17 protein-coding genes, 1 pseudogene and 2 riboswitches are annotated in these 20,501 nt (G+C 71.7%); of the genes and pseudogenes, 2 read left to right on the top strand and 16 right to left on the bottom strand.

Annotation, left to right across the window (positions count from 1 at the left end; translation table 11 throughout):
• The 10 genes and pseudogenes from ACFV9Q_RS12915 to ACFV9Q_RS12960 form a co-directional block, all read right to left on the bottom strand.
• A pseudogene (locus ACFV9Q_RS12915) lies at window positions 1-229 on the bottom strand (hypothetical protein); the annotation flags it as partial.
• Between the two features lie 193 nt (window positions 230-422).
• Window positions 423-1,367, bottom strand: a complete 945-nt coding sequence (locus ACFV9Q_RS12920) for a methylenetetrahydrofolate reductase (protein WP_377234746.1) — start codon at window positions 1,365-1,367, stop codon at window positions 423-425.
• Window positions 1,368-1,371: 4 nt separating this feature from the next.
• Window positions 1,372-1,488, bottom strand: a riboswitch (SAM riboswitch).
• 94 nt (window positions 1,489-1,582) lie between these two features.
• Entirely contained in the window at window positions 1,583-2,506 is a 924-nt protein-coding gene (locus tag ACFV9Q_RS12925; RefSeq protein ID WP_377232147.1) for a carbohydrate ABC transporter permease, read from the bottom strand.
• Window positions 2,506-3,381 carry a carbohydrate ABC transporter permease gene (locus ACFV9Q_RS12930; RefSeq protein WP_377232146.1) on the bottom strand — a complete coding sequence of 292 codons (876 nt, stop codon included), beginning with the start codon at window positions 3,379-3,381 and terminating at the stop codon, window positions 2,506-2,508. Before ACFV9Q_RS12930 ends, ACFV9Q_RS12925 begins: the two co-directional genes overlap by 1 nt.
• A 72-nt stretch (window positions 3,382-3,453) precedes the next feature.
• Window positions 3,454-4,698 carry an extracellular solute-binding protein gene (locus ACFV9Q_RS12935; protein ID WP_377232145.1) on the bottom strand — a complete coding sequence of 415 codons (1,245 nt, stop codon included), beginning with the start codon at window positions 4,696-4,698 and terminating at the stop codon, window positions 3,454-3,456.
• A gap of 215 nt (window positions 4,699-4,913) precedes the next feature.
• Entirely contained in the window at window positions 4,914-5,726 is an 813-nt protein-coding gene (locus tag ACFV9Q_RS12940) for a hypothetical protein (protein WP_377234747.1), read from the bottom strand.
• Window positions 5,727-5,974: 248 nt separating this feature from the next.
• Window positions 5,975-6,826, bottom strand: coding sequence for a hypothetical protein (locus ACFV9Q_RS12945; protein ID WP_377234748.1), 852 nt, complete (start codon window positions 6,824-6,826; stop codon window positions 5,975-5,977).
• Window positions 6,827-7,017: 191 nt separating this feature from the next.
• Window positions 7,018-7,875 carry a hypothetical protein gene (locus tag ACFV9Q_RS12950; protein ID WP_377234749.1) on the bottom strand — a complete coding sequence of 286 codons (858 nt, stop codon included), beginning with the start codon at window positions 7,873-7,875 and terminating at the stop codon, window positions 7,018-7,020.
• Between the two features lie 164 nt (window positions 7,876-8,039).
• Entirely contained in the window at window positions 8,040-8,258 is a 219-nt protein-coding gene (locus ACFV9Q_RS12955) for a hypothetical protein (protein ID WP_020013596.1), read from the bottom strand.
• Window positions 8,259-8,275: 17 nt separating this feature from the next.
• Window positions 8,276-11,851: a phosphodiester glycosidase family protein gene (locus ACFV9Q_RS12960; protein WP_377234750.1), complete on the bottom strand. Its 3,576-nt coding sequence runs from the start codon at window positions 11,849-11,851 to the stop codon at window positions 8,276-8,278.
• A 244-nt stretch (window positions 11,852-12,095) separates the two neighbouring features.
• On the opposite strand from ACFV9Q_RS12960, the gene ACFV9Q_RS12965 reads away from it, so the two are divergent.
• Window positions 12,096-12,917 (top strand): 2-phosphosulfolactate phosphatase, encoded by an 822-nt coding sequence (locus ACFV9Q_RS12965; protein ID WP_377229831.1) that lies wholly within the window; start codon window positions 12,096-12,098, stop codon window positions 12,915-12,917.
• Here ACFV9Q_RS12965 and ACFV9Q_RS12970 read toward each other — a convergent pair.
• The 6 genes from ACFV9Q_RS12970 to ACFV9Q_RS12995 all read right to left on the bottom strand — a co-directional run bounded on the left by ACFV9Q_RS12970 (window position 12,914) and on the right by ACFV9Q_RS12995 (window position 19,798).
• The gene (locus tag ACFV9Q_RS12970) at window positions 12,914-13,339 is read right to left on the bottom strand and encodes a (deoxy)nucleoside triphosphate pyrophosphohydrolase (protein WP_377234751.1); all 426 of its coding nucleotides are present in this window, start codon (window positions 13,337-13,339) and stop codon (window positions 12,914-12,916) included. The genes ACFV9Q_RS12965 and ACFV9Q_RS12970 overlap by 4 nt on opposite strands.
• A 130-nt stretch (window positions 13,340-13,469) precedes the next feature.
• A complete protein-coding gene (locus tag ACFV9Q_RS12975; protein ID WP_285100614.1) occupies window positions 13,470-13,694 on the bottom strand; it encodes a helix-turn-helix transcriptional regulator in 225 nt (74 codons plus the stop codon).
• A 207-nt stretch (window positions 13,695-13,901) separates the two neighbouring features.
• Entirely contained in the window at window positions 13,902-14,273 is a 372-nt protein-coding gene (gene gcvH / locus ACFV9Q_RS12980; protein ID WP_377229829.1) for a glycine cleavage system protein GcvH, read from the bottom strand.
• A gap of 20 nt (window positions 14,274-14,293) precedes the next feature.
• Window positions 14,294-15,463, bottom strand: coding sequence for a glycine cleavage system aminomethyltransferase GcvT (gcvT, locus tag ACFV9Q_RS12985; RefSeq protein WP_377234752.1), 1,170 nt, complete (start codon window positions 15,461-15,463; stop codon window positions 14,294-14,296).
• Window positions 15,464-15,550: 87 nt separating this feature from the next.
• Window positions 15,551-18,505, bottom strand: coding sequence for an aminomethyl-transferring glycine dehydrogenase (gene gcvP, locus ACFV9Q_RS12990; protein WP_377234753.1), 2,955 nt, complete (start codon window positions 18,503-18,505; stop codon window positions 15,551-15,553).
• A 160-nt stretch (window positions 18,506-18,665) separates the two neighbouring features.
• Window positions 18,666-18,784, bottom strand: a riboswitch (glycine riboswitch).
• A gap of 108 nt (window positions 18,785-18,892) precedes the next feature.
• Window positions 18,893-19,798, bottom strand: a complete 906-nt coding sequence (locus ACFV9Q_RS12995; RefSeq protein ID WP_377234754.1) for a LysR family transcriptional regulator — start codon at window positions 19,796-19,798, stop codon at window positions 18,893-18,895.
• A 189-nt stretch (window positions 19,799-19,987) separates the two neighbouring features.
• Between ACFV9Q_RS12995 and ACFV9Q_RS13000 the strand changes: the two genes are divergently transcribed.
• Window positions 19,988-20,380 carry a hypothetical protein gene (locus ACFV9Q_RS13000; RefSeq protein ID WP_377234755.1) on the top strand — a complete coding sequence of 131 codons (393 nt, stop codon included), beginning with the start codon at window positions 19,988-19,990 and terminating at the stop codon, window positions 20,378-20,380.
• Window positions 20,381-20,501 lie beyond the last annotated feature (121 nt).

A 20,501-nucleotide genomic window follows, 5' to 3' on the forward strand; every position in this document is an offset into this window, starting at 1 on the left:
GGGCCAGGGAGGGCGGGGCGTCCGCCGTCCGCGCCGGGGCGGCGCCGGGCGCGCTCCCGGCGGGAGCCGCGGGCCCGGGGGCGGGGGCGGCGACGGCGGCGGGCGCGGCGATCGTCGCGCCCGCGGCACCGATGCCGAGGACGACGGCGCTACGCAGCAGGTCGCGCCGCCCGAACGCGGCGTGGCTGTCGGGACTGCAGTCGGTGGAGCTGTGGTCGTGTTCGTGCACGGTGGGGCCTCCACGGTTCGGTCGCGCTGTGACGTGCCGATTTCATCCGTAGTATCGGCCGCTCTGCCGACCGGCGGGTACATCACACCCACCCCATCCCCCACACAACATGCCCGCCCAACCCGTTGAGTGCTGGCTATTTGTTGGTTTCGGGCGCGGAAAGCAACAAATAGCCAGCACTCAACGAAGGGGGTTAGGCGGCGGCTCGGCCCGTTAGGCCCACTCGGTCCAGGAGGTCCAGGGCCGGGCGGTGCTTGTTGAACGTGTAGACGTGCAGGCCGGGCGTGCCGGCGTCGAGCACTTCGCGCGCGAGCGCCGCGGAGAACTCGATGCCGTGCGCGTGCTGGGCCTCGGGGTCGACGGCGCCGTCGGGCGCGGTGAGCCGGTCGAGGTCGCGCAGGAGGTCCGCGGGCGCCGCCACCCCCGTGAGCTCCTGGACGCGGCGCAGGCGGCGGGCCTCGGTGGTGGGCAGGATCCCGGCCAGGATCGGGATGGTCACGCCCTCCGCCCGGGCCGCCTCGACGAACCCGGTGTACGAGTCCGCGCGGTAGAAGAACTGGGTGATCGCGAAGCTCGCGCCCGCCTCCTGCTTCTCCAGCAGCCGGCGCACCTCCTGCTCGCGCGTGGTGCCGGCCCCGGGGTTGCCGTCCGGAAACGTGGCGACGGCGATGGCCAGCGGCCGGGCGGCCGAGCGCAGCGCCGTGCTGACGTCGGCGGCGCACCGCCGCTCGTCCACCTGCCGCAGGAGCCGCACGAGGTCCACGCTGGAACGGACGCCGTCGGCCGGGGGGCGCCAGTCCGGCTCGTCGCGCGGCGGGTCGCCGCGCAGGGCGAGGAAGGAGCGCACCCCGGCCTCGAGGAACTCCTCGATCACCGCGGAAACGTCCTCACGGGACGCGCCCACGCAGGTCAGGTGGGCCACCGGGAGCACGGGCGTGCCACGCAGCAGGGTCGCGAGCACCTCGCGCGCGGTGGCCCGGTCGCCGCCGGCCGCCCCGTAGGTCACGGAGACGAAGTCCGGGCGGGCCGCCACGAGCCGCTGCGCCGTCTCCCAGAAGTTGGGCGCGGCATTCGGCCGGCGCGGAGGCATCAGCTCGAACGACACCGTCGGGCGGTGCGGGTGTACCTCGGCGACCATGGCTGCTCCATCGAACCTGGCGTGAGCACCTTGCGTCCCTCGCGCCGCGGCGACGCGGCGGAAGGTCGGCAGGTTGCTGCGGTGTCAGGGAGCCAGGACTCTCGACCGCTCTGGATGGGGTTCGCCACCATGCTAAGCGACCGTCCAGCACTGGGACAGAATTCGTCCGGAGGTCGAGACGGCCCGGTCCACGGTGTGTGGACCGGGCCCGCCCGCTACTTCACCGACCCGGCCACCAGGCCGCCCACCAGGCGCTTCTCGATGATCATGAACAGGATCACCACGGGCACGATCGCCACGACGGACACCCCGAACACGTACTGCCAGGACGTCTCGTACTGGCCCACGAACTTGGTGAGCGCCACTGACAGCGGCTGGTTGCCCGCCGTCGTCAGCAGCACCAGCGAGGCCGCGAACTCGTTCCAGGAGGCGACGAACGTGAACACGACCGCCGTCACGATGCCCGGCCAGACGAGCGGCAGGTTGATCTTGGTCAGGACGGCGAACGTCCCGGCGCCGTCGAGCTGCGCCGCCTCGTCGACCTCCTTGGGGATGCCCGCGAAGAAGCTGTGCATGATCCAGACCGCGAACGACAGGTTGAACGCGGCGTTGACCAGGATCATCGCGACCCACGTGTCGAGGATCCCGATGGCGATGAACTGCCGGAACAGACCCGACGTCAGCACGGCGGGCTGCACCATCTGGGTCACGATCACGAGGAACAGGAAGAACAGCCGGCCCGTGAACCGGAACCGCGCCGTGTAGTAGGCGGCGGGCAGCGCCACGGCCAGCACGAGCAGCGTGGCGCACAGCGAGATCACCAGGGTGGAGATCAGGTTCTGCGCCAGCGGCGTCTCGGGCGTGGACCACATCGTGACGTAGTTGTCCCAGTGCCACTCCGTGGGGAAGTAGGTGGGGTCGACCGACCTGATCTCGGCCTTCGTCTTCACGGAGCCGAAGAACATGATCAGGTACGGCAGCAGGAAGACCACCAGCACCACGAGCCCGGCCAGCAGCCGGAGCAGCAGCGACCCGAGCGGCACCTGGTCCGTCGTGTACTTCCGCACCCGCCTCCGGTTGTCCGACGGCGGCCGGGCCGCGCTGTGCGCGGTGGTCCCCGGGTCGGTGATCGCGGTCATCAGACCTCCTCCAGGGGGCGGACGACCCGCACGTAGACGGCGACGATGGCGATGACCACCAGGAACGCGATGACGGACAGCGCGCTGGCCAGGTCGATCTGCCGCTGGTTCTGCATGTACTTGAAGATCATCGTCATGACGGTGTCGGCGTCGTACCCGGGGATGGACCCCGTCATGACGCGCAGGATCGGCAGCGAGTTGAACACGTTGATGATGTTGATCAGCACCGCCACCGAGATGGCGCCCCGCAGCTGCGGCAGCACCACGCTGAAGTAGGTGCGCGCCCCGCTCGCCCCGTCGATGCGCGCGGCCTCCACGGTCTCGCCGGGCACCGTCTGGAGCCCGGCGAGCACCGTGTAGGTGGTGAACGGCAGCGACACGAACACGGCGACCGCCATGGCCCACGCGAACGCGGTGCCGGGGTGGCGGGTCCAGCCGTAGCCCTCCGGCGTGCTGATCAGGCCGACGTCCACGAGGAACGAGTTGATGATGCCGAAGTACGGCTCCAGGCCGTAGTGCACCACGAGCGTCGTCATGACGACGCTGGAGGCCCACGGCACGATGACGGCCATCCGCACCAGCCTGCGGCCGGGGAACGCCTTGTTCAGCAGTGCCGCGAGCGCCAGCGACCCGATCAGGGTGCAGGCCACGACGACCACGACCCACACGACGGTGCGGCCGAGGATGGGCCAGAAGTACTGGAAGCCGATGACCGTCGCGAAGTTCGCGAGGCCCACTCCCCCGTCGTCCAAGCCGCTCTGGCTGATGTCGCGTGTCGAGTTCCAGAACATCAGGCCGACCGGGAACAGGACCACGGCCGCAATGAGTGCGACCGCGGGCCCGATCCACGGCAGGGCCTTCAACAGGTCCTTCACCAAGTTCCCCGTGCTTTCGGTTCGGCGTTGCGTGTGGTCAGCCGTGCCGGGCACGGCGGTCGGTGCGGGGCGTCAGCCCGCGTCGACCTGTCCCTGGATCTCGGTCAGGACGTCCTGCGCCGACTTCTTCCCGTCGAGCTGGCCGAAGAGGGCCTTGAACGCGGAGTCCGCGGCCTGCCAGTCCGGGTTGGTGCTCGGGTAGAACTGCGCGTCGGGCAGCACCTCGAGGAACGGTGCGAGCGCCTCCTCGCCGGCGAGCTGCTCGGAGCCCGAGAGGGTGGTGGGCAGGAAGCCCTCGGCCTGGACCCACGGCACGTAGACGTCGGCGGAGTAGAAGTAGTCGAAGAAGGCCGTGATGGCCTCCTGCTTGTCGCCGTCGTTCTGGAACGCCATGAGGTGGTCGGCCACGCCCAGCGTGAACGGCGAGCCGTCCTCGGTGGGGATGGGGTGGATCGAGTACTCCAGGTCCGGGTTGTCGGACTCGATCTGCCCGACGCTCGGCGGCAGGCCGATCTGCATGCCGACCTTGCCCTGGACGAAGATGTCGAACAGCGGGCTGCGGTCCGTCGCGCCGGCGTCGGCCTGCGTGGCGCCCTCGTCGATCATCTTCTTGGCGAACTCGGCACCCGGGAGGTTCTCGGGGGTGTCGATGGTGATGGCCTCGGCGTCGCCGAAGGTTCCGCCGCCGCCCCACAGCCACACTGCTGCCTCGGCCTGCGCCTCCTCCGAACCGAGCGGCATGCCGTAGCCGGCCACGCCGCCGCCGAGCTCCGAGACCTTCTTGGCGGACTCGAGCAGTTCGTCCCAGGTGGTGGGGACCTCGGCGCCGGCCTCCTCCAGGAGCGCGTCGTTGACGAACAGCGCGCGGGCGGAGGCGATGAACGGCAGGCCGTAGGTGGTGCCGTCCACCTGGGCGTTCTCCAGGAACGTGGGCTGGAAGTCGGCGTAGGTCTCCTCGGAGGTGACCTCCTCGACCGGGTACAGCAGCTCGTCCGCGGCGAAGCCGGCGAAGGGGCCGCCGTTGTAGATGTCGGGTGCGTCGCCGCCCTGGATCTTGGTGGCGATGACGGACTCGAGGTTGTCCCAGGACTCGACCTGCAGGTTGACGTCGATGTCGGGGTTCGCCTCCTCGAATCCGGCGATCACGTCGTCCCAGTTCCCCTGGGTGGCGTCGGAGTAGCTGGGGACGAGCAGGTCGAGAGTCGTCCCGTCGCCGGTCGCCTCCCCGCTGGACCCGCCGAACCCGCAGGCCGTCAGTCCGGTCGTAGCGGCGAGCGTGATCGCCATGATCCCGCCAAGCCTCTTGTACTGCGCCATTGCCGTCCCTCTCCTTCGTGGTGGTGCAGGTCACGTTTTCACTCGGGTCGGAATCTGTCAATGGTTCTAACAAACCTGTGACACACGGGTGACACAGCGTTTCCAGACCTGCCCCTGGGGCAACCGAGAGGGAGCAAGAAGGGCCGCAGCCTGCGGCTGCGGCCCTTCTCCTGGTGTGTCTCCGAGCCGACGACGAAGCACGCCGACCCTGGTGATCAGCAGCCGCATCCCCCAGGGACGCCCTGCGCGATCCAAGCCTGCGAATCGGCAAACCGGGAGGTCCCGGGGTAGGTGACCTTCCACCATCCCTTCCGGGACGTGACGACCGTCGAGATTCGAGCGTCGGACCCGATCCTCAGGTCCCGCACGAAGGTGGCGCGCTTGTCTCCGTACGGGCCGTCGGCGTCGAACGAGAGGATCGCGGCGCCCGAACGGAGCCGCAGCCACGACATGGATCCGTCATCGGCGATCCGCATCACGCGCGTCGTCGCATTGATCCGCGCGGGTCGGCCGTCGGTCGCCTGCGTCGAGATGGACCCCTCGGTCCAGGTGCTGCGCCGGAACTGCACCGTGTTGGCGTTGTTCACGTCGATGTGGTGCCGGACCCTCGTCCCGTCGGGCTTGCGCACCACCGTGAAGATCTCGACGCCCGCGCGGTAGGTCCCGGGGTCGATGGTCCCGGTGAAGTTGATGCTTCCCCGCGTGAGCATGCCGGTGCTGCTGGTGCGCTTCAGCTCGATGGTGCGCCTACGCACCGGCTGGCGGTCGATCTTCTGGAGCGTGACCTGAGCCTCGGCTCCGAGCAGGGTCCCGCCGGACGCCTTCAGCGCGACGGAGTACCTGAACTTGGCGGACGCGGGGTTGAGTTCCGGGTAGGAGACGCTGCCGTCGATGGTGGCGCCTCGGGCGAACATCGACGTGGTGACCGTGGTGCCCTGGCGCTTGTGGACGTCGACCACCGGCAGCGACGCGGCCTGTGCCGCCGGGGCGACGACCAGGCCGCCGGCGAGGAGGGCGGTGGAGGCCACCAGTGCGACCAGACCACGGCTGAGAAGAGAGCTGCGAGACGTGCTGTGCAGAGACATCGTGCTGTTCCCGTCTTTCGGAGGATGCCCGCCCCGAGCACGTCGCTCGTCGTCGGGCCTTGTACCCACAAGTACGGACAGCTCCCAGGAAACGTTGAGGATGAAGACGGCGGAGGGCCGCGGCCCACGGCCGCGACCCTCGCTCACACCTGTTCCCGGCCGACGACGGGACCCGCCGCCGGCACCTGTGCTCAGCAACCGCAGAGCTCGGGGATCCAGCCGGTGCCGTCGGCGAAGCGGGAGTTGCCCACGTAGGTGACCTTCCAGTACCCGTCGCGAGCCTTGACGACCGTCGAGATCCGGCCGTCGGACCCGATCTTCAGGTCCCGCACGAAGACGGCTCTCTTCTCACCCCACGGGCCGTCCGGGTCGTACGAGAGGATCGCGGCGCCCGAGCGGAGTCGCAGCCACGAGACCGAGCCGTCGTCGGCGACCCGGAGCACCTTCGCGGTCGCGTTGATCCGCGCGGGCCGGCCGTCGGTCGCATCGGTCGAGATGCCCGCGTGGACCATGGTGGCGCGGCGGAACTGGACCCGCTGCGCCTCGTTCACGTCGATCTGGTGCCGCACCCGGGTCCCGTCCGCCTTGCGGATCACGGTGAACACCTCGACACCCACGCGGTAGGTCCCGGGGTCGATGGTCCCCGTGAAGTTGATGGCGCCCCGCTTGATCATGGCGGTGCTGCTGGTGCGCTTCAGGACGATCGTGCGCTTGCGCACCGGCTGCCGGTCGATCTTCTGGAGCGTGACCTCGACCTCCGACCCCAGCATGGTGCCGCCGGAGGCCTTGAGGGCGACGGTGTACCCGAACCTGGCGGGGCGGACCTGCTCCGTCTCCGAGTTGCCCCAGATCGTGGAGCCCGAGGCGTACATCGACGTGGTGACCGTGGTGCCCTGGCGCTTGTGGACGTCGACCACCGGCAGCGACGCGGCCTGTGCCGCCGGGGCGACGACCAGGCCGCCGGCGAGAAGGGCCGTGGCGGAGGCCAGCGCGACCAGGCCACGGCGGAAGAGAGAGGTACGAGACGTGCTGTGCAGAGACATCGTGGTGTTCCCGTCCTTCGGAGGATGCCCGCCCCGAGCACGTCGCTCGCCGTCGGGCCTTGTACCCACAAGTACGGAGAGCCGCCGGGAATCGTTGTGGATGAAGACGGCGGAGGGCCGCGGCACTCGGCCGCGACCCTCCCTCGTCCCTGTCCCGGCCGGCGGCGGGACCCGCCGCCGGCCCGGTGCGGTCAGCAGCCGCAGCCGACGTCGCCCTGCCCGATCCACGCCACGGAGGAGCCGCGGCTCGAGGTCCCCTGGTAGGTGACCTTCCACCAGCCCTTGCGGGACTCGACGACCGTCGAGATCCGGCCGTCGGACCCGATCTTCAGGTCCCGCACGAAGACGGGCTTCTTCGGCTCGTACGGACCGTCGGCGTCGAAGGAGAGTACGGCGGTGCCGAAGCGGTTCGGCCCCCACGCGAGCGTCCCGCGGTCGATGGTCAGCACGCGCGTGGTGGCGTTGATCCGCGCGGAGCGGCCGTCCGTCGCCTGCGTGCTGATGGTCCCCTTGGTCAGCGTGTCCCGGCGGAGCTGCACCGACTTGCCGTTGCTCACGTCGACGAGGTGCCGCACCCGCGTGCCGTCCTGCTTGCGCACCACCGTGAACACCTCGACGCCCACGCGGTAGGTCCCGGGGAGGATGACCGCCCCGTTGAAGTTGAGGGTCCCCCTGCTCTGGAAGCCGGTGGTGGTGCGCTTCATCTCGATGGTGCGCTTGCGAACCTGCCGGCTGTTGACCTTCTGGACCGTGACCTCGACCTCCGCACCCAGCATGGTTCCGCCGGACGCCGCGAGGGAGACCGAGTAGCCCACCTTGGCGGGGTAGAGCTTCTGCTGCTCCACGTCGCCCGTGATGATCGAGCCCGAGGCGAACATCGAGGTGGTGACCGTGGTGCCCTGGGACTTGTGGACGTCGACCACCGGCAGCGACGAGGACTGCGCCGACGGGGCCACGACGAGGCCGCCGGCGAGCAGCGCCGCGGAGGTGGCCAGCGCCACCAGCCCCCGGCGGAAGAGAGGGGTGCGGGACGAGTTGAGCAGAGACATCGCGAGTTCCTGTCCGTTCGACGGTGCCTGTCCCGCTGCGCACACCGCTCAGCGCCAGGCTCCACCCCCATCCACGGACGGGCGCACCAGAACGTTGTGGGTGAAGAAGACACGAGAGCGCCCGCCCGGTCGGAACCGGACGGGCGCTCTGCGTCTCGTGCTTGCTACCGCTCGGTGGCGCCGATCATCGGCAGGCCGAACGACAGCCCGACGGCGAGGATGCCGCCCACGAACAGGTACGGCGACGACGCCGCGTCACCGATCGAGCCGACGGCCATCAGCGCGAACCCGCCCAGGAACAGGGCGAAGCACACGATGAAGCGAACCACCAGCGCCGCCGTGGGCTCCTGCTTCTGCCTGCGTGCCACCTCGAAGTTGCTCATGGGGCAAATCTACCGCCCTACCGGCTCGTGCCGACGGTCAGCTCGCCGTACGCCCCGTTGACCGTGACGGTCACCGTGGCCCGGCCCGCGCGCAGGGCCGTCAGCTCGTGCGTCGCGGGGTCGAGCGCGACCACCGCGTGGCGCGAGCAGTCCCGCAGGGCGGCACGGCCCCGCTCGTCCGTCACGCACACGCCCGAACCGCCCCAGCGCGCCGAGACGGGCCAGGCCACCGGCACCTCCCGGGTCCCGTCCTGCACGACGACGGCGCTCACCACCGCGGTCCCGCCCACCTCGAGCGACTCCGGCCCGGAGACCGTCACCTGCTCGGCGCGGGTGTTGACCTCCCAGGCAAGCCACGGGTCGGCGGACCGGCCGCCGCCCGACGGCCCCGACACCTTGCCCGACGCCGGGTGGACGCCCAGCATCGACCAGCCGGTGAAGCCACCGTCGGCCGGGGTGCTCGCCGGGCCCTTCCCGGAGTTGCCGTTGACCAGGTACGGGACGCCGTCCTGCGTGCTCGCGTGGAAGACGCCGACGTGGGAGCCCACCGAGGCGATCGACTTGCCGGACGTCTCCTCGAAGTCCTCGAACCACCCGCGCAGCATGTCCGCCTCCAGGCGGTCGGTGAGCTGGCTGGCCTTGGTCGGCAGCGGGTCGTCGAGGGGGTGGTGCGCGAACACCAGCACGCCGGTGACGGCGCGGTCGGTCGCGGCGTCGTCGAGCGCCTCGCGCAGCATCTGCACCTGCGCGAAGTCCGTGCCGAGGCGGCCCGACGACGAGTCGAGCATGACGAGCCGCGTCGTGCCACCCGTCCGGCCCGGCGTCGGGACGTCCAGCACGCGGGTCCGCTCGCCGAACTCCTCCTCGAAGTTGGCGATCGAGCCGCCCATCACCTCGTGGTTGCCGGGCAGGTAGTACCAGGGGAAGTCGGCGTCGGCGAGCTCCTCGGTCAGCACGCGCCGGGCGAGGTCGAAGTCCTCGGGAGCGGCCTCGTCCACCAGGTCGCCGTTGATGACCAGCAGGTCCGGGTCGTCGGCGACGATCTCGCGGAGCGCGTCGCGGGCACCGGCCACGGCGCCCGACTCCGGGTCCCGCGCCACGAACTGGGCGTCGGACAGGACGGCCACCCGCAGGGGCGCGTCGTCGGTGGCGCCGTCGGCGGCCACGACCGGGTCCTCGACCCGGGGCGCCTCGGGGGCGTCCACGGCGGGCGGCACCTGCGCGGCGATCGCCGACAGGGTCAGCGCGCCCGTGTACTGCTCGCCCGCCGTCGTCTCCAGCGCGCGCACGCGCTGGAGCTTGAGCGGGAACGCGACGCCGGCGGGCACCGGGAAGGTGACCTGCCGCCACCCCGTCCAGGTGACCTCGGGGCCGTCGAGCTGCGTGACCACCCCGTCGCCCTGCCGCACCTGGAGCCGCAGCCACGCGCCGTGGCCGTCGCCGTCCACCCACATCGTCACCGCGCGGGGCGCGCCGGGCAGCTCGCGCCCGCCCGCCGCGGCCTCGGGCAGCACCGCGTACTGGCCGCGCGTGGCCGTCGACCTCGTGAAGTCGTACGTCATCCGCAGGCCCGCGGCGCCGTCGTGGCCCGCCGCCGCGGCGAGCGAACCGCCCGGCGCCCGGTCGTTCGCCGAGGTCCAGGAGGCGGCGTCAGCGAAGTCGGCGACGACGTCCTCCTCCAGGCTGACCGTCACGGCCACCTCGGTGGTCAGGTACGTCCCGTCCGGGCCGGGCACGGACAGCTCGAACGTGGTGCCGCCCACCGCCGCGAGCGCGCGGACCTCGAAGGACCCGTCGGCCTGGGGGACGAGCTCCGCGACCGGTTCGCGGGTCGCGCGCACCCCGGCGAGCCGGGGCTCGCCCGGCTCGGTCGCCGTCACGGTGACGTCCCGCGCCTCGATCGGCGCCGAGAACCCCCGCGCGTCGTAGCCGGTCAGCACGAGCGGCGCGGTCGCGTCGGCGTCCTCCAGCCCGATCACCGGCGTGTCCACGCCCGTTCGGACGAGGTCGCCCAGCACCTCCACCTCGGTGGTGCCGGTGGCGAGGCCGAAGCGACTCAGCGACGCCGCGGTCACCGTGGTGCTGCCGGTCCGGCGGCCGGTGACCACGCCGTCCCGCACGGATGCGACCCGCCCGTCGCGGGCGCGCCAGGAGGACGGTTCGGTGGCGACGGGGCCCATCGTGTCGTCGTACCCCTTGCCGGTCAGGGTGCGGTGCAGGCGGGGGAAGACGCGGTCGGCGTCGTCCGCCGGGACCGTGGTGCGCACGTCGTAGGCCGCGACGCGGCCCGATCCGGCGGGCACGTACAGGCCGAGGCCGTTCGCGTCGGACCGCTCGTAGCCGTCGGACGGGCTGTTCAGGATCGTGTTGGCGGCGTCGCCGGGCAGCCGGGCGACCATCTCGGAGGAGCCGCCGCCGTCGAGGTTGATCGCGTCGTCGGCGCCGAGCTGGGCCATGAGCTCGCCCAGCTCGTAGAGGTTCATGCCGATGCTGTGGGTCTGGCGGCCGTCCACCACCACGAAGTACGCGCGCGTGCCGGCCGCGTCGAAACCGACCGCGGTCCGCGGGTGCCGCAGCTCCACGTGGTCGCCGGTCGCGGAGGTGACCTCGCCGTCCTCCAGCAGCGGGTCCTCCGGCCCGCCGCCGATCGCGACCGCGACGTCGCCCGCGTCCGCGCGGACGCCGTAGGCCAGGTCCACCTGGTCGCCCGGCCGCAGCTCGGCCAGCGCGTCGGCCGCGGCACCGGGCCGGGCCACGACGGCGCGCGTCCCGTCCGGGAGCTGCCCGTCCCCGGGCCGCCCGACGGCGGTCACGGTGCCGTCGGCGTCGACCGTCACCTCGACCCCCTGCTCGCCGGCCGCCAGGGGACGGGCGCGCGTGAAGGCCCCCCACCCGGCGTCGAACACGGCCACCCCGCCCTGGGGCAGGGCTGTGACGTTCAGGCCGCTGACCGGGAGCTCGGTGCGGGCGCCGGTGTCGCCGGCCGGAGCACTGCCCGACCCCGCGGCCCAGCTCACCGAGCCCTCCAGGAAGATCTGGGCGAGCCGCCCCACGCCGTCCGACCCGAACGCGACCGACCGCTCCCGGCCGGGCGACGCGGACTTGACCAGCGTGCCGTCGTCGATGCTCGCGCCGAGCGCGGCGCCCGAGTTGTTGATGTCGAAGTAGTCGCCGTTGATCGCGGCGATCGCGCCGCGCGAGGACGCCATCTCGGAGACCGGCGCGGTGTCGGCGACGTGCTCCGCGCCCACGTAGCCGACGCGCACGGTGCCCCGGGGCACCTGCCCGTCGGCGCCCGTCGCGCCGAGGTCGGCGACGAGCACCTCGCCGCTGAGCCAGCCGTCCTCCCCCAGGCGCGCGAACCGCGTGAGCTCGAGCCCGGGCGCGATCCGCCGCTCCTCGCGGCGGGTGACGATGGCGTCGCCGTCGTCGTCGAGCCGGAGCGGGGTGACTTCTCCGGAAGTTTCCGCGGATCCGCCGGACGGCAGCGGAGCGCTCGCGAAGGGCGTCGGCGCGGTCAGCGCCGTGGCGGCGCGCGGCACGTCCTCCGGTGCGGGCAGCGGCGCCGCAAAGGCGCCGCTCGCGGGGGCCACGAGAAATGCGGTGGCAACTGTGCAGGTCAGCGCTTTGGTGAGTATTCCTCGCGGCTTTTCCGGCCGCGTGCCGGACATGACTCGTCGCATGCTCGTTCCTTCTGGGGAGTCGGGGGAGCGTTCTGCGGCAGGGTTGCGCGGCGAGGTTATGGCCCAACGACCAAAGTGTGAATATCACCCGAATCGCAACGTTGTTCACTGAACGCGAAACATGGGCGAGTTCGGGTGACACTACGATGCGTTCGTGGCAAACACGTCCCCGGCCTTCGACCAACGTCCTGCCCGTGTGCGCACGGACTGGGGCATCTCCGGTGCGCTCGCCCTCACCGCCACCGATGCGCGCTCGTCGCTCGTGGTCGTGGTGGACGTGCTCTCCTTCTCGACCACGGTCACCGTGGCCTGTGAGCAGGGCGCCGGCGTGTACCCGTTCCCGTACCACGATCCCGCCGGGGCGGCCCGGCTCGCGCGCACGATGCGCGCGGCCCTCGCCGGCCCGCGGTGGGAGGACGGCATCAGCATCTCGCCCGCGTCACTGCAGGATCTCGACGCCGAGCGCCTCGTGATCCCGTCCCCGAGCGCCGCGCAGATCTGCCACACCATCGCCAACCGCGGCGCCCTGATCGTCGCCGGCAGCCTGCGCAACGCGAAGGCCGTGGCCGGCCTCGCCGCAGCACACCTGGCCGCGTCCGAGCGGCACGACGTCGTGCTGGTCCCCGTGGGCGAACGCTGGCCCGACGACACGCTGCGCCCCGCGCTGGAGGACTACCTGGCCGTCGGCTCCATCGCCGCGCGGCTCACCGCGATGCTGCCCGACGTGAGCATCTCCCCCGAGACCGAGGCCACGGTCACGCTGTGGAAGGGCACCCGGGACATCGTCGACTCCGTGGGCGGCACGGCGAGCGGCCGCGAGCTGCTCGACTCCGGGTTCGCCGACGACGTCATGATCGCCACCGAGGTCGACGCCACCGACGTGGTGCCGGTGCTGATGGACGGCGCGTTCGTGCCGCTGGGGCACCGCGTCGCCGCGGCCCGCAGCCGCCGGAACGTGGGCGCGAGCGCTCGCTAGTCCCGTGTGAGCCGGCCCGCGAGGGCCGTCACGATCGGGACGTCGCCGTCGAGCCAGGGCACGTCGTCCAGCTCGGCCGCCGTGAGCCAGCGCAGCTCGTCGTGGTCCTGGAGCGGCTCGGGCGTGCCGTCCGACGGCAGCACGAACCACACCCGCATGCGGTGCCGTTCCGTGATCGGCCAGGCGCCGTCGTCGGGCCCGGGTACCTCGGCGCCGACGTCGACCCGCACCCCGAGCTCCTCGACGAGCTCGCGGCGCAACGCCTCGACGTGCGCCTCGCCGGGTTCCACCTTGCCGCCGGGGAGCTCCCAGCGGCCGGCGAGCGCCGGCGGCGCCGACCGACGCGCGGCGAGCAGCCGGGTGGGCCGGGCCAGGTCGTCCACGATCACGGCGGCGACCACGTCGATGAGGGTCTGCTGCATGCCGAGCAGTCTCCCACCCGGCCCGTCCGGCCGGTCCGGGTCCGGCCGGAGCGACGAGCCATCACGTCCGGACACAGCGCGACGACGGCGCCTCTGGGGAATGGCGCCGTCGTCGGGTGGTTGCTGCGTGTCAGGCGACGATGTCGAACTCGTTCGCCTTGGCGATCGCCTCCGCGCGTGAGGACACGCCGAGCTTGCGGTACACACTGCGTACCTGCGTCTTCACCGTGTTGCGGGTGACGTAGAGCCGTCGAGCGATCTGCTCGAGTGTGGCGTCCTCGGTGAGGTTCGCCAGGATCACCCGCTCACGACGAGTGAGGCTGGGGAGACGGTGGTCAAGGGTCATCGCGGTCATGGTCGTTTTCCTCCACACAGCGGCCGGTTCTGGGGTTCCGGCCTACGGTTGCTGCTATGAGAAGGACTCAGCCGCCGCAACTTCATGACGCGGTTCTGAAAGAACTTCTTGACTGTTACCTTTCCGATATCAAAACCGCCCCCCGAGCGCACGAAAGTGCATCTCAGGGGGCGGTTTCGCCCACGGCCCCGACAGACCTGGGGCCGGTCAGGCCCCGGTGTGCTCCGCGTACTGCGCCGCGGTGAGGAGCTCGCCCGCGCCGGACACCTCGACCTTGAAGAGCCAGCCCTTGCCGTACGGGTCCTGGTTGACGATCTCCGGGTTGTCCACGGCCTCGGTGTTCACCTCGGTCACGGTGCCGCTCACCGGGGAGTAGAGCTCGGACACCGACTTGGTGGACTCGATCTCGCCCACCACGGAGCCCGCCTCGATGGTGGCGCCCACCTCGGGCAGCTCCAGGTAGACCACGTCGCCGAGCGCCTCGGCGGCGACGTCGGTCACGCCGATGACGGCAGGGGTGGACTGGTCCAGCCACTCGTGCTCGGTGGTGTACTTCAGGTTCTCGGGGAAGTCAGCCATGACAGCTCCTTGCGTGTAGGTCAGTTCTGAGGACGACGGTAGAACGGCATGGGCACCACCACGAACGGTTCGGCCCGTCCGCGCACGTCGACGGCGAGCTCGGTGCCCTCGGCCGACACCTCGGGCGTCACGTAGGCCATCGCGATCGGGTAGCCGAGCGTGGGCGACGGCGCACCGGACGTCACGCGCCCGACGACGGCCCCCACCTCGGTGCCGACGCCGCGCTGCACCACCTCGTAGTCCGCACGCGCGGGACGACGCCCCTCGCCGCGCAGCCCGACGAGCACCCGAGCGGGCGCCGACTCCTTGCGCGCGGCCAGGGCGTCCCGGCCGACGAACGGGATCGGCGTGCCGTCCTCGGTCGCCTTGTCGAGCCGCACCACGCGGCCCATCCCGGCCTCGAAGGGCGTGGTCGTCGTGTCGAGCTCGTGGCCGTAGAGCGGCATCCCGGCCTCGAGGCGCAGCGAGTCGCGGGCCGAGAGGCCGGCCGGGACCAGCCCGAGGGGCTCGCCCGCGGCGAGCAGGGCGCGCCAGAGCGCGACGGCCCGGTCGGCGGAGACCCAGAGCTCGAACCCGTCCTCGCCGGTGTAGCCGGTGCGGCCCACGAGCAGCGGCTCACCCTGGAACCGCATGCCCATGCACGCGTAGTACTTGAGGTCGGCGAACGCGGTGCCGCCCGAGATCTCGGCGTCCTCCACGAGGCCCTCGGTGGCGAGCATGATCTCGACGGCCCGCGGACCCTGCACCGCGATCAGCGCCTGACCCGGCTGGACGTCCTTGAGCACCACGTCGAACCCGGCGGTGCGCTCCTGCAGCTTGCCCATCACCAGCTCGGCGTTCGCGGCGTTCGCGATCACGGAGTACGCGCCGGGGGCGTCGTGGTAGACGATCAGGTCGTCCAGCACGCTGCCGTCCTCGGCGCAGATCATCGAGTACCGCGCGCCCATCTCGCGGACCTTCGAGATGTAGCCGACGAGGGCGTGGTCGAGGAACGCCGCGGCGTCCGGCCCCGTCACGTTGATGTTGCCCATGTGCGACAGGTCGAACAGGCCGGCGGCGTCGCGCACGGCCCGGTGCTCGGCCAGGTCGGACGTGTAGCGCAGCGGCATCAGCCAGCCGCCGAACGGCGTCATCGAGGCGCCGAGCGCCACGTGCTCGTCGTACAGCGGAGTCCTACGGTCCTCACCCATCGGTCATTCCTCTCGTCGGCGTCGTGTCAGACGTACGGGTCACCCGGGTGACCTGCACGTCTGACAGCTCCGGCTCGGTCTGGCAGGTCACTCGGCGAAGGCCTCGACCGGCGGGCACGAGCACACCAGGTTGCGGTCGCCCTTGGCCCCGTCGATGCGGCGCACCGGCGGCCAGTACTTGTTCCCGCGGAGCGAGGCGACGGGGAACGCGGCCAGCTCACGCGGGTACGCCTTGGTCCACTCGTCCGTCATGACCGACGCCGCGGTGTGCGGCGCACCGCGCAGCGGCGACTCCTCGGCGGTCCAGCGGCCGGCCGCGACGGCGTCGATCTCGCCACGGATGGCGATCATCGCGTCGACGAACCGGTCGAGCTCGGCGAGGTCCTCCGACTCAGTGGGCTCCACCATGAGCGTGCCCGGCACGGGGAACGCCAGCGTGGGGGCGTGGAAGCCGTAGTCCATGAGCCGCTTGGAGACGTCCTCCGCGGTCACGCCGGTCTCGGCGGTGATCTTGCGCAGGTCGAGGATGCACTCGTGCGCGACCAGCCCGTTCGGGCCCGTGTACAGCACGGGGAAGTGCGGGTCGAGCCGGCTCGCCACGTAGTTCGCGGTGAGGACGGCGGCCTTGGTCGCCTCGGTCAGCCCGTCCGGCCCCATCAGCGCCACGTAGGCGTACGAGATCGGCAGGATGCCGGCGGAGCCGTAGCGCGTCGAGGCCACGGGGATGCCCGCCGCCCCGGCCTCGCCCTGCCCGAGACCCGGCGTCGGGTCGCCCGGGAGGAACGGCACCAGGTGCTCGGCCACCGCGACCGGGCCGACGCCGGGGCCGCCGCCGCCGTGCGGGATGCAGAACGTCTTGTGCAGGTTCAGGTGCGAGACGTCGCCGCCGAACTCACCCGGCCGCGCCAGACCGACCAGCGCGTTCAGGTTGGCGCCGTCGATGTACACCTGGCCGCCGGCCTCGTGCACCAGGTCGCAGACCTCGCGCACGTGCTCCTCGTACACGCCGTGCGTGGACGGGTAGGTGATCATGATCCCGGCCACCTGCGGGCCGTGCTGGTCGAGCTTGGCGCGCAGGTCGTCGAGCAGGATCTCGCCGTCGTCCGCCGTGGACACCACCACGACGCGCAGGCCCGCGAGCGCCGCCGACGCCGCGTTGGTCCCGTGCGCCGACGCCGGGATGAGCACGATGTCGCGGTGCTCCTCGCCGCGCGACGCGTGATAGCCCTTGATCGCGAGCAGGCCCGCGAACTCGCCCTGGCTGCCCGCGTTGGGCTGCACGGAGACGGCGGCGTAACCGGTGATCTCGGCGAGCTGGCTCTCCAGCGCGGTGACGAGCTCGGTGTAGCCCTGCGTCTGGTCGACCGGGGCGTACGGGTGGATGTCCGCGAAGCCGGGCCACGAGATGGCCTCCATCTCGGCGGTCGCGTTGAGCTTCATGGTGCAGGAGCCCAGCGGGATCATGGTGCGGTCCAGCGCGAGGTCCTTGTCGGAGAGCTTGCGCAGGTAGCGGAGCATGCTGGTCTCGGAGCGGTGCTGGTGGAAGATGGGGTGCTGGAGGTATGCGGTCTCGCGCTGGACTGCTGCGGGGAGGGTTGCGTCCGCAGAGAAGTCGGCGGTGTGGTTCGGCTCCAGGCCCAGGGTGGTGAGGACGGAGGTGGCGACTACCGCGACGTCCTGCGCTGTTGTCGTCTCGTCCGTGCTGATCTGGACGTGGTTCGCGTCCGGCACGAACAGGTTGTAGCCGGCGTCGGCTGCTGCTCGGGCGATCTCCTGGGCCTGGCCCGGGGTGTTCAGGCGGATGGTGTCGAAGAAGGTGGTGTGCTCGATCTCGACGCCTGCGGCGCTCAGGGCTGCTGCCAGGTCTGCCGCGTGGGTGTGGACGCGGGTGGCGATCGCCTTGAGGCCCTCCGGGCCGTGGTAGACCGCGTACATGCTGGCCACGATGGCCAGCAGGGCCTGGGCGGTGCAGATGTTGCTCGTGGCCTTCTCGCGGCGGATGTGCTGCTCGCGGGTGGCCAGGGCGAGGCGGTATCCGGAGGCGCCGTCGACGTCGATGGAGACGCCGACCAGGCGGCCGGGGAGCTGGCGCTCCAGGCCCTTCTTCACGGCCATGTAGGCGGCGTGCGGGCCGCCGTAGAACAGCGGGACGCCGAAGCGTTGCGCGGAGCCCACCGAGATGTCGGCGCCGAGCTCGCCCGGGCTGGCCAGGAGCGTCAGGGCGAGCAGGTCGGTGGCGACGGTGACGAGCGCGCCGGCGGCCTTGGCCTCGGCGATCACGCCGCGGGCGTCGAGCACGCGGCCGGAGGCACCGGCCTGCTGCAGCACGAGGCCCACGAGCTGGCCGGCCGGGGGCTCGGCGGGGAGGCCCGCCTGCAGGCCGTTCGAGAGGTCCGCGACGACGACCGGGAGGCCGATCGCCTCGGCGCGGCCCCGGGCCACGGCGAGCGACTGGCCGAACAGGTCGGCGTCCAGGACGACGTAGCCCTCCTTGGCCCGCGACGCGCGCCACATCAGGGCGACGGCCTCGGCGACGGCGCTGGCCTCGTCGAGCAGGGAGGCGTTCGCGATCTCGAGGCCCGTGAGGTCCTCGACCGCGGTCTGGAAGTTGAGGAGCGCCTCGAGCCGGCCCTGGCTGATCTCCGGCTGGTACGGCGTGTAGGCCGTGTACCAGGCGGGCGACTCGAGCACGTTGCGGCGGATGACGGCGGGCGTGTGCGTGCCGTAGAAGCCCTGCCCGATCATCTGGGTCTTGACCTGGTTCTTGCCCGCGAGCTCGCGGAGGTGCGCGAGCACCTCCGCCTCGGTGCGGGCGGCAGGCAGGTTCAGCGGCGCCTGGCTGCGGATCGCCTTGGGGACGGCCCGGTCGACGAGGGTGTCCATCGTGTCGATGCCGAGCTGGTCCAGCATGGTGCGGACCTCGCGGCCGCGCGGGCCGAGATGCCGGTCGGCAAAGACGTCGGGGTTGTGGGGCGTGCTCACGGCGGGCTCCTGGCTGTCCGAGGGCGTGGGGACGACTGCGGTCCCTCCCCGCTCTGTCATCGGACCCGTGCCCGCTCGCGGGCATGCGTCGACCTGAGAGTTTTGCCGGTCCGTCATGTTCCCTCCCGGACAGCGGGGAGGAGGGCGGGACGCGCCGGCTTGCACCGTCGGTGGAGCCGGCGCACCGGTAGCCCGGTGGCGGCTCGCTTTCCAGAGTTGCCTCGCCGCGGCGGTACGGGGGCCTGAGAGATTCCCGGGGAGGAAATTGCTCCTTCGGCGCCGGGTCGCGCGGCGTCTGGACGACGACGGCGCGGGGCCGGACTCTCCCGCCGCGGTTCTGGCGGCACGGTCCTGGTCGAGCTGATCGAGATCGATCCGATCGAGCCAGGGCCGTTTGAAGATGTTCAGTTATGCGGACATCGTAGCGGCGCGGACAAGCCACCGGCGCTACCCCAGGTCGATCTCGCGGGCCGCCACGACCATCTCGTCCACCACGGCCCGGACGATCGGGCCCGGCTCGTGCCGGTTCTGCCGGTGCCGCACCACGAGCCGCCGCGAGCCGAGCCCGGCGAGCGCCACCACGGCGACGCCGTCCGGCACCTCCTGCTGGAGGGCCAGGGCCGGCAGCATCGCGACGCCCTGGCCGGCGGCGACCAGGGAGATCGCGGTGTCGAAGTCGTTGTAGGCGTGGCGCGTCTCGAACGTCGTGCCGAGCTGCGCGGCGAGCCGGCTCGCGGCGCGCTCGGCCGCCGAGCCGGCCTGCGGGCCCACCCACGTGAGGGTCGCGAGGTCGTCCAGCCGCTCGGGCTCGGGCAGGCTGGTGGGGACCACGATGCGCCGCGGCTCGTCGAGCAGGGGCACGTCGTGCGCACCGCGCGGGGCCGGGGCGTCGACGGCGACGTCGCGCTCCAGCACCACCGCGTCCAGGTCGCCGGCGCGCAGCCGGCGCACGGAGTCGGTCGGGTCGTGCTCCTGGACGTCGACCTCGATGTGCGGGTGCCGTTCCGCGAGCGAGACGAGCATCGGCGCGACGACGGTACGGATCGCCGTCTGGATGGACCCGACGGAGATCCGGCCCGTGAGCTCGCCCTCCAGCGCGGCCACGGCCTGCCGCGCCTGGACGAGCTCCGCCTCGATGCGTTCGGCCGCGTCGGCGAGCACCCGGCCGGCGGGCGTCAGCGTCACGCCGCGGGGCCCCCGGTCCAGCACGTCGATACCTTCTTCGGCCTCCAGCCTGGCGATCTGCTGGGACACGGCGGACGGTGTGACGTGCAGGAGGTCGGCCGCCGCCAGCACCCCGCCGGCGCGATGCACGGCAAGGAGGAAAGCGAGTCTTCGCGGGTCAGTGGCCATGTAGCGATGCTACATCCCGGAGTCACAAACATTCGATTGTGCTGAAGCCGGATCTGGCTCATGATTGACCCTGGCAGCGGCTGGACCCAGCACCTCCCGGACCGTCGGCCACCCTTCCCCCATGGATACCGGTTCTCGGTCTCCGCCACATTCTCGAATCGTTTCGAGCAGGTTCCCCAGGAGTTCCTCATGTCCCTCATGCTGGTCGTCACCGTCCTCGGCTGGGTTGGCGCCATCGCCGGCCTCGTGGCCTATGCCATGGTCAGCCGCGGGCGCTGGAGCGCCGATTCCCTCGCGTTCCAGGGCACCAACATGCTGGCGGCCGGGACCCTGCTCACGGTGGCCGCGGCGAACGGCATCTGGCCGTCCGCCGCGTCGAACATGGCCGCCATCCTGATCGGCGTGAACGCCGTGTACACCGTGGTGCGGGCCAAGAAGCGCGCCGCGAAGGAGGCGGCCGCGCTGCGCGTCGTCGAGGACGCCGTCGACACGGTGCCGGACCACGTGCCGGACCACCTCGCCGACCACGCGCCGGCACAGCGTTCCGCGGTCAGCTACCGCGCGTTCGCCGAGGCCGCCTGACGGGCTGACCCCCGTCACCGCTCCGCGGGATCCGGTGTCTCCCCCCCAAGCCCCCAAAAAGCTCCCGCTGTGGGGTGTTTGGGGTGGGGTGTGTCGGTGCCACTAAAACCCGCCTCCCGCC

Origin of the sequence: Promicromonospora sp. NPDC059942 (assembly GCF_042731755.1) — a bacterium.
In the GTDB taxonomy this organism is placed as follows: domain Bacteria; phylum Actinomycetota; class Actinomycetes; order Actinomycetales; family Cellulomonadaceae; genus Promicromonospora.

Bases quoted from the DNA above. Each gene is read 5' to 3' on its own strand.
- ACFV9Q_RS12920 (WP_377234746.1), bottom strand. From the start codon at position 1,367: ATGGTCGCCGAGGTACACCCGCACCGCCCGACGGTGTCGTTCGAGCTG.
- ACFV9Q_RS13000 (WP_377234755.1), top strand. From the start codon at position 19,988: ATGTCCCTCATGCTGGTCGTCACCGTCCTCGGCTGGGTTGGCGCCATC.
- ACFV9Q_RS12955 (WP_020013596.1), bottom strand. From the start codon at position 8,258: ATGAGCAACTTCGAGGTGGCACGCAGGCAGAAGCAGGAGCCCACGGCG.
- ACFV9Q_RS12995 (WP_377234754.1), bottom strand. From the start codon at position 19,798: ATGGCCACTGACCCGCGAAGACTCGCTTTCCTCCTTGCCGTGCATCGC.
- ACFV9Q_RS12925 (WP_377232147.1), bottom strand. From the start codon at position 2,506: ATGACCGCGATCACCGACCCGGGGACCACCGCGCACAGCGCGGCCCGG.
- ACFV9Q_RS12935 (WP_377232145.1), bottom strand. From the start codon at position 4,698: ATGGCGCAGTACAAGAGGCTTGGCGGGATCATGGCGATCACGCTCGCC.
- ACFV9Q_RS12950 (WP_377234749.1), bottom strand. From the start codon at position 7,875: ATGTCTCTGCTCAACTCGTCCCGCACCCCTCTCTTCCGCCGGGGGCTG.
- ACFV9Q_RS12945 (WP_377234748.1), bottom strand. From the start codon at position 6,826: ATGTCTCTGCACAGCACGTCTCGTACCTCTCTCTTCCGCCGTGGCCTG.
- ACFV9Q_RS12975 (WP_285100614.1), bottom strand. From the start codon at position 13,694: ATGACCGCGATGACCCTTGACCACCGTCTCCCCAGCCTCACTCGTCGT.
- gcvH (WP_377229829.1), bottom strand. From the start codon at position 14,273: ATGGCTGACTTCCCCGAGAACCTGAAGTACACCACCGAGCACGAGTGG.
- gcvT (WP_377234752.1), bottom strand. From the start codon at position 15,463: ATGGGTGAGGACCGTAGGACTCCGCTGTACGACGAGCACGTGGCGCTC.
- ACFV9Q_RS12970 (WP_377234751.1), bottom strand. From the start codon at position 13,339: ATGCAGCAGACCCTCATCGACGTGGTCGCCGCCGTGATCGTGGACGAC.
- gcvP (WP_377234753.1), bottom strand. From the start codon at position 18,505: ATGACAGAGCGGGGAGGGACCGCAGTCGTCCCCACGCCCTCGGACAGC.